6 protein-coding genes and 1 tRNA gene are annotated in these 8,438 nt (G+C 65.5%); 4 read left to right on the top strand and 3 right to left on the bottom strand.

Features of this window, described 5'->3' with window-relative positions:
- Positions 1 to 129: 129 nt before the first annotated feature.
- A tRNA-Ala gene (locus tag SSA01S_RS18195) sits at positions 130 to 205 on the top strand.
- A 284-nt stretch (positions 206 to 489) separates the two neighbouring features.
- Complete coding sequence (locus tag SSA01S_RS18200; protein ID WP_061781529.1) at positions 490 to 1,464, top strand: lysozyme inhibitor LprI family protein; 975 nt, start codon at positions 490 to 492, stop codon at positions 1,462 to 1,464.
- A 68-nt stretch (positions 1,465 to 1,532) separates the two neighbouring features.
- Here the strand turns inward: SSA01S_RS18200 and SSA01S_RS18205 are convergent, their stop codons facing one another.
- From SSA01S_RS18205 to SSA01S_RS18215, 3 genes are all read right to left on the bottom strand, one after another.
- Entirely contained in the window at positions 1,533 to 2,993 is a 1,461-nt protein-coding gene (locus tag SSA01S_RS18205; RefSeq protein ID WP_061781530.1) for a methyl-accepting chemotaxis protein, read from the bottom strand.
- Positions 2,994 to 3,139: 146 nt separating this feature from the next.
- Complete coding sequence (locus tag SSA01S_RS18210) at positions 3,140 to 5,155, bottom strand: M3 family metallopeptidase (protein ID WP_061781531.1); 2,016 nt, start codon at positions 5,153 to 5,155, stop codon at positions 3,140 to 3,142.
- Positions 5,152 to 6,285: a PLP-dependent cysteine synthase family protein gene (locus SSA01S_RS18215; RefSeq protein WP_156477949.1), complete on the bottom strand. Its 1,134-nt coding sequence runs from the start codon at positions 6,283 to 6,285 to the stop codon at positions 5,152 to 5,154. Before SSA01S_RS18215 ends, SSA01S_RS18210 begins: the two co-directional genes overlap by 4 nt.
- 95 nt (positions 6,286 to 6,380) lie before the next feature.
- On the opposite strand from SSA01S_RS18215, the gene SSA01S_RS18220 reads away from it, so the two are divergent.
- Both SSA01S_RS18220 and SSA01S_RS18225 read left to right on the top strand, forming a co-directional pair.
- Positions 6,381 to 6,860, top strand: a complete 480-nt coding sequence (locus SSA01S_RS18220) for an Lrp/AsnC family transcriptional regulator (protein WP_061781532.1) — start codon at positions 6,381 to 6,383, stop codon at positions 6,858 to 6,860.
- Positions 6,861 to 7,263: 403 nt separating this feature from the next.
- Entirely contained in the window at positions 7,264 to 8,262 is a 999-nt protein-coding gene (locus SSA01S_RS18225; protein WP_061781533.1) for a bile acid:sodium symporter family protein, read from the top strand.
- The last annotated feature ends 176 nt before the right edge of the window (positions 8,263 to 8,438 follow it).

An 8,438-nucleotide genomic window follows, 5' to 3' on the forward strand; every position in this document is an offset into this window, starting at 1 on the left:
GCTGCAATGGCATTGCAGAGGTCAGGGGTTCGATCCCCCTCGGCTCCACCATTCCGCCGTGACGGCTGCATTCTCTGATATGCGCTGTAGGGCCGATCCGCATCCCGCCGGATTGGTGCCGAAATCGATGGGGCCGTAGCTCAGCTGGGAGAGCGCTGCAATGGCATTGCAGAGGTCAGGGGTTCGATCCCCCTCGGCTCCACCATCCTTCCGATAGAGTATATTCGGCGTCATCCCTGCGGTGAGGCCTTTTTTGCGTTGGCGGGTCGCGATATCCTGCACCCTCGATCATCAACAGGGGGAGCGATGCGGAAGCGGGCTCGAATACTCGTCGTGCTGGTCGCTGCTTCATGGGGGCTGGCGCTTACACCCGCGCGGCTGGGAGCGGCCCGTCCTACCGAGGGGCCAAGCTTTTCCTGTGCCAAGGCCGGAAACGCGGTCGAGCGCGCTGTTTGCGGTTCGGCTGATCTGTCCGCCGCCGATCGGACGATGGCATCGCTCTATAGCCTGGCGAAGGTCAGCGCTTTCGGCAAAGGCCCTTCCAATCAGCTTGCGGCCCAGCGCGACACCGTCAAGGAACTGGCGGCGTGCGGAACGTCCAACGGGCGCGCTGCGATGGCGAGTTGCATCACCCGCGTCTATGCGCATCGCAGCAACGATCTGGCGATCGCCCTGGCCCTGAACGCCCCCGACCGCGCCTTGCCGATCATCCGACGCAACGATCCCGTCTTCGCGCCCGTCATCGAAGCAATCGCTCTCTGGGCGTCCGAGCCGCGAGACGCCGACTGGTCGAAGCCCGAAAGAGCAGACAAACGCCTTCAGATCCTGACCCTGATGGCCCCCTCCGCGGCGATCATGTTCACGGACAAGGACCCGCCATGGGGCCGCGACCTGCTGCGCGATGGATCGCAGGGAGTGTCCGTGGCGACGGTCGGCGGCATCCTGACGTCGGACCGGCATTTCGCTTTCTTCCTGAACGCGCTGGGGCCCTATCTGCCCGAAGGAATGGGTGACCGCGCCGGCTCCTTCGATCGGGCCATCCCTTGCGCCGCCATCATTCGGCATCCCGCTCTGCTGCAGGCGACGGAGTCCCTTTTCGGCTCGACCCTCGATAATTTCGTCTTTGCCAATGACTGTGGCACTACGACCCCGCCGCTGCCGCGTCTGGCCGCTCTGAGCGCGCAGTTGAACAAGAGTTGGCCCCCGTGCGAGGGGACGATCCGCTTTGCGGCCTATCGGGCGGCGACGACCGCTTATGATGAAGCGCGATTGGGGCGGGCGCCGCACAACCGCGATGCCTGGCCGCGTGAGCGCTATGGGGTGAGCGCTGCCGCGCTACAGGCGGTACGGGCGGAGCTGGCCGATTATTACGTCACCTATCTCGGCAAGACGCCCGAGGTGGGCAGGGTCATGGCCGGTGATTCGCTCAAGGGCATTTTCGCGACGACTCATCAATGCGAGTGACGCGGCGGCGCTGACACGAAACGGGCCCCAACCTACGCCGGAGCCCGTTTGCGCTTTGGGAAATGGGATCAGGCGGCGGCCAGGCGGCGCTGCATCTGGTGAACCGGATTGTGGAAATCGCCGCTCATCTCGGCGAGCTGGAAGCGGGCCACCTCATGCGCCAGGGTTTCGGCCTCGTGTGCCAGGTTGCGGGCCGAGTCGGTGACCTGCTCGACCATCGCCGCGTTGCGCTGGGTCACAACGTCCATTTCGGAAACGGCAGTGTTGACCTCTTGCAGGCCGATCGCCTGTTGCGCGGCCGAGTCGGCGATCTGGGACACCAGAACGCTGATCTCGCCGATGCGACCAATGATCCGGCCCAGCGCCGCTCCCGCCTCGTTGACCAGGGCAACGCCCGATCCGACCTGGGTCGACGAGGCCATGATCCGGGTCTTCACGTCCTTGGCCGCCTCGGCCGAACGTTGCGCCAAGGCACGGACCTCGCTGGCGACGACGGCGAAACCCTTGCCGGCTTCCCCGGCGCGAGCCGCCTCGACGCCTGCGTTCAGCGCGAGCAGATTGGTCTGGAACGAGATGCCGTCGATGACCGAGATGATCTCGCTGATTTCGGACGAGGAGCGTTCGATCTGGCCCATCGCCTCGACGGCCCGGCGAACGATATCGCCCGATTCCTCGGCTTCGTGGCGGACTTCGCCGACGATGCGGTTGGCGCTGGAGGCACCTTCGGCGGTCTGGCGGACGGTGCCGGTGATCTGCTGCATGGCGGCGGCGGTTTCTTCCAGCGCGGCCGCCTGCTGCCGGGTGCGATCGGACAGGTCGTCGGACGCTTCGCTGATATCGCCCGAACCGGTGCGAATCTGCACGCCCGAACTGGTGACCACGCCCAGGGTGGCGCACATCTGCGCGCGCATCGCCTCGAAACTGTCGGCCAGCGCCTGATATTCGGCGGGCAGTCCGTCCAGCGAGGCTGTCAGGTCACCCTTCGCCATGCGCTCGAACACTGCGCCGCAGCGTTCGATCACCGCGCGGCGCCCCGCCTGCTCGGCGTCGAAATAGGCGGCCAGCGCGATATCCATGTCGATCAGCGACGCCTTGACCAGCGCCGTCGCGGCCCGGGCCCGCCGCCGTGCGCCGAATGGCCAGAACAGCCAGCCCAGGATGAGCTTGGGCAGCACATATTCCAGCATCCGGGCATAGCCGCTGATATACCAGGTCGGGGCCAGCCCGATCCGCGCATGGACCTGACCTATATGGGTCGACGAGGCGGCATAGTCGTGGTCGAGCGGACGCGAGAACAGCTTGCGCCAATGCTCCATCTGCTTGTCGCGGGCATGATCCATCCGCGCCTGTGACGAGAACATCCCGCGGATTTGCGACGTGTTGGCGATGTGGCGGTAGAGTGCGGCCAGTGCGGCGGGCGCATGCCGCTCGATCGCGCGCTTGACCATGGGAAAGGTCGAATAGCTTTTCGTGCTATAGTCGAACGCGGCCAGCCGCTGCTCAAAATCAATCTGTTCCGCCCCGCTCATCGTTCATCCCTCCATGCCCAGCTTTTCTTATCTTTAAGAGGGTTAACGAAGCGGAATCGCGGACGGGGCGGCGGGAAATAATTTCACTGACGCATGTTACAAAAAAGAAAGAAGGCCGGGGCCCGTGACAGGCCCCGGCATGGACATCAGGCAGCGAGGCCGTGATGACGCAGCAGCGCATCCGGTTCCGGCGCGCGACCGCGAAACGCGCGGAAATTCTCGGCCGCCGGACGGCTCGCTCCGCGCGCCAGCACCTCCCGGCGGAATCGGTCGCCCGCCGCCTGGCCTTCCTCGGCAAAGGCGGCGAAGGCATCCGCCGACAACAGCTCGGCCCAGAGATAGCTGTAATATCCCGCCGCATAGCCACCCGCGAAGATGTGGCTGAAGCTGTGCGGGAAGCGATTCCATTCGGGGGGACGGATCACCGCCACCTCGTCGCGCACGGCGTTCAGCACGTCCATCACCCGGCCGGTCTGCGTCGGATCGAAGTCGCGGTGCAGACGCAGGTCGAAGGTTGCGAACTCGATCTGGCGCAGCAAGAACAACCCGGCCTGGAAACGCCGCGCCGCCAGCATCTTGGCGAACAGATCATCAGGCAGCGCCTCGCCGGTCTCGACATGTGCCGACAGCTGGGTCAGCGTCGCCCGGTCCCAGGCGAAATTCTCCATGAACTGGCTGGGCAGCTCGACCGCATCCCACTCCACGCCCGAGATGCCGCCGATCGAGGGCAGGTCGACCTCGGTCAGCAGATGGTGCAGCACATGGCCGAACTCATGCAGCAGCGTGACGACATCGCCATGCGCCAGCAGGGCAGGGGTGTCGCCGGTTGCGGGCGGGAAGTTGCAGGTTAGATAAGCGATCGGCCGGTGGAAGCGGTCGGCATCGCGGAAACGCGGACGGCAGACATCCATCCACGCGCCGCCACGCTTGCCCGCCCGCGCATGGAAATCGCAATAGACGCCCGCGACGATCTCACCACTCTGGTTCTCTACGTCATAATAGCGGACATCGGCGTTCCATACCGACACGCCCGGCCGCTCGACCAAGCGAACGCCGTAAAGCCGCTCGATCAGTGCGGTCGTGCCCTCCATCACGCGGGGCAGGGGGAAATAGGCGCGGATCGCCTCGCGATCGACGCCGAAGCGCTCGCGGCGCATATGCTCGGCAACATAGGCTGCGTCCCAGGGCTCCAGCTTGGCGATGCCGAATTTCGCCGCGGCATAGGAGGTGGCGTCGGCCAGTTCCTGCTCCGCCAGCGGGCGGGCGCGGGCGGCGAGGTCGGCCAGGAAGGCCAGCGCCTCGTCCGCCGACTGCGCCATCTTGGTCTCGACAGAACGCGCGGCGGCGTCGCGGAAGCCCAGCAACTGGGCCGCTTCATGCCGCAGCGCCAGGATACGGTCGATCCGCGCGCTATTGTCGTGGGAGGGATCGGCCGCCTGGTCGGAGGCGCGGGTGGCATAGGCCTTGGCGACGCGGGCGCGCAGGTCGCGGTTGTCGGCCTGGGTCAGGATCGCCTGAACGCTGGGCTCGCGCAGTGTGACGAGCCAGCCGTCCAGCTGCTTCTCGGCGGCATAGGCGGCGAGGATCGCCTTGGCATTGTCGGTCAGGCCGGAGAGCATCGACTCGTCGGTGACATGCTCGCTCCACGCCTCGCTCGAATCGAGCACGGCATTGCCGAATTCGGTGGTCAGCTGGTTGAGCTCCACGCCGATCTCGCGGAACCGGGCCTTCGCCGCATCGTCCAGCGCGACGCCGGACAGGGTGAAGTCGCGCCGGGCGAGCACCACCGCCCGCGCTTCGGCCTCGCTCAGTGGGGCCAGGTCCACGCGGTTGAAGGCGGCGAACAGGCGCGGGTCCTGGCCTGCCTCCAGCCCATATTCGGCGAGCTTCGCCTGCGCCTCGGCAAAGGCGGCGCGCAGCTCGGGCGTGTCGGCCACCGAATGGAGATGCCCGGCGGGCGACCAGCCGCGCGACATCGCAAAGCCCGCCCGCTCGCTGGCCAGCACGACATCGGCGAAGTCGCTGGCATTCGATCCGCCGATCCGGTCGGCGGCGGCGCGCGCGTCGGCGATCATCTGGTCGACGGCGGGAACGAGATGTTCGGGCCGGATCGCGGCGAAATCAGGCAGGTCGGTATCGGCAAGTAGCGGATTGGTGGTCATTCGGCATCCTTGAGCAGCATCTGTCGCAGCGTCATCTCGGCAGCGTCGACGCTTTCGGCAAGCCCCTGTTGCGCCAGCCAGCGTATATCATGGTGACAATCGGCATAGCGCGCACCATGATCGCAGATCAGCGTGGCCACCGACCCGGTGCCCCCGGCCTCCGCCATTTCGAGCGCTAGCATCGCGGCGGCGACGAAGTTCGTGCCGGTCGACGGCCCGACGGGGCGGCCCAGCAGCTCGCTGGCGATGCGCATTCCGGCGATCGAGACGGCATCGGGCAGCTTCATCATCCGGTCGATCGTGCCCGGCAGGAAGGACGGCTCGACACGGGGCCGACCCACGCCCTCGATCCGCGAAGGGCTGGCACAGCGCGCGGCCGGGTCTCGATCGCGATAGCCCGCATAAAAGGCGCTATGTTCGACATCGGCGACGCACAGCCGGGTGGGCAGTCCGCGATACCGGCAATGCCGCCCGATGGTCGAGGCGGTGCCGCCGGTGCCCGCGCCGACCACGATCCAGTCGGGTACGGCATGGGGCTCGCCGGCCATCTGGGTCAGGATCGCGGAGGCGATATTGTCGCAGCGCCAATCGGTCGCGGGCGCGGCGTTGGTGAATTGGTCGAGATAGACGCCGCCCATCGCATCGGCCAGGTCACGGGCTTCGTCATATAGCCGCTCGGGACGGACCAGATGGCATTGGCCGCCCTGCGCCTGGATCGCGCGGATCTTGGCGGGCGCGGTGCTCAGCGGCATGACCGCGTGAAAGGGCAGGCCGAGCAGCCGGGCGAAATAGGCCTCCGACACCGCGGTCGATCCCGACGAGGCCTCGACCAGCGGGCGCCCCTCGCGGATCACCCCCGCCACGATGCCGCTGGTGAACAGCGAGCGGGCGAGGCGGTGCTTCAGGCTGCCGGTCGGATGCGCCGATTCGTCCTTCATATAGAGGTCGATGGTCGGCGCGGCGGGCAGGGTCAGCGCGAGCAGCGGCGTTTCGGGCGCGCGGCGGCGATCGCGATCGAGCACGGCCAGCGCGCGGGCGATAAAGTCCTGATCCACCGCACGCTCGGCCATGGTGATCCCCAGCGCATCGGCGACGCTCTGGCGTTGGATGGGGGGGATGGTCATCAGCATGGCAATATCCTTCTGTGCTAAAGGATATGCCGGGACGCTTGCCAAATCATACCAAAGTTGTCAGCGTTTTGCCGATTCCGCGGAAGGATATCCCAATGAAAGGCGTTACGATCGATAAAATCGACACCGCGATCCTTGCCGAGCTTCAAACCGACGCCAGTCCCTCGGTCGCCGAGATCGCGCAGCGGGTGAACCTGTCGCAAAATGCCTGCTGGCGACGGATACGCCGCCTGGAAGAGGAGGGCGTCATCCTGCGCCGTGTCGCGCTGCTCGATCCCGAGAAGCTGGATGCGGGCATGACCGTCTTCGTCAGCGTCCGCACCGCCGAGCATTCGGCCGCCTGGCTAGAGGAGTTTGCCCGTGCGGTCAGCGATCTGCCCGAAGTCGTCGAATTCTACCGCATGGCGGGAGAGATCGACTATCTGCTCAAGGTCCGGGTCGCCGATATCAAGGCCTATGACCGGGTCTATAAGCGGCTGATCGAGCGGGTACGCCTGGTCGATGTCAGCGCGGCATTCGCGATGGAGGAAATCAAGAACAGCACGGCCATTCCTCTCCCCACGATATTGCGGTAGCGTTACCAATTGCATTTCATGCAACTATGTTTGCGGACGTTGCAATTGCGTCGATCGCTGCTGCAGTGCACAAGGATCGGGCCTTTCAGGCATCCTCTCCTAAAAACTTTTCGGCCGGTCCTTTGACCGGCCTTTTTTTTGGCCGCGATTTCCCCTACGGAAAGCACGCATCGTCGGCCGACAATCAACAAGAATCAGAAATCGGGAGTGGAAGCCGCCGGCAAGACCGGCAACGGCATGGCGATCGGGTTGGGGGTTGAGCGATTCGGGCGTCGCTCCCCCCGATTTCCCCTGGGAAGATTTGGTATTTCGCGGGTGCAGCGCCTATCAGGCGGGCTTTATAGCGCGTCGAGGCAAGGCCTTCCGCCTTTCGCCGTCGCGCAACCAGTCCAGGGAGCGCTCCATGATCCAGCGCCTGTTTTCCGTTTTTGAACCCTTTGTGCTCAGCCTGCTGGGCACGGTTCTGCTCGCCACCGTCCTGCCCGCCCGGGGTGGCTTTGCGACGTTCATGGGGCATCTCGCCGAGGCGGGGATCGTCCTTCTCTTCTTCCTCCACGGTGCCAAGTTGTCGCGCGACGCCATCTGGCAGGGCTTGCGCAACTGGCCGCTGCACTTGGCGGTCCTCGCTTCGACCTTTCTCCTGTTCCCGGCGATCGGGCTGGGGATGGTGCACCTGCCCGGCATGGACCCGGCCTGGGCGAGCGGCATCCTGTTCCTGACCTTGCTGCCTTCGACCGTGCAGTCGTCCATCGCCTTCACCGCCATCGCGCGCGGTAATGTGGCGGCGGCGATATGCAGTGCATCCTTTTCCAATCTTCTGGGCATCGTCCTGACCCCGGCGCTGGTCGCCCTCGTCATGCAAGGTGCGGGTGGAGCAGGGGGAGGTTCAGGTGTGTCGCTCGCCTCGATCGAAGGCATTTTGCTGCAACTGCTCGCGCCGTTCGTGCTGGGTTACCTGCTACGCCCCTGGATCGGCGATTTTGTCGGACGGCATAAGTCCCTGGTGACGACGGTCGATCGCGGCTCCATCCTGCTGGTCGTCTACACCGCCTTTGGAGCGGCGGTGGTCGAGGGGCTGTGGTCGCGCGTGTCGCCCGGCGATCTGGGGCGCCTCATGCTCTTATGCTTGTTGTTGTTGGGAGTGGTGCTGGCAGCGACGTATCTGATCGCGCGCATCATGCGCCTTTCGCCAGAGGATGCGATCGTGCTGCAATTCTGCGGATCGAAGAAGAGCCTGGCCTCGGGCGTGCCGATGGCGGGCGTCCTCTTCCCGGCGGCGCAGGTTGGCGTGATCCTGTTGCCGGTCATGCTCTTCCACCAGATCCAGCTAATCGCCTGCGCCATGCTGGCCCGTCACTATGGTGAAAGAGCCCCGGCCGAGGAGGCGAGCGAGAGAGCTTAGGGAAGGCGTGTTACGCCGCAGCGCAAGAAAAACGACAATGATGTGAAAAAAGCTGTTGACCGCCTGAGCGACCCCGCCTAGAGGGGTGTCACCGCAGCGGTGGCCGACACGGTCGCCGCGGCGCTAGCGACTTCGCTGGCACACTGGTTACCCTGGGAACGGGGTGATTGGTTGTT

Source organism: Sphingomonas sanguinis NBRC 13937 (assembly GCF_001591005.1).
GTDB classification, from domain to species: domain Bacteria; phylum Pseudomonadota; class Alphaproteobacteria; order Sphingomonadales; family Sphingomonadaceae; genus Sphingomonas; species Sphingomonas sanguinis.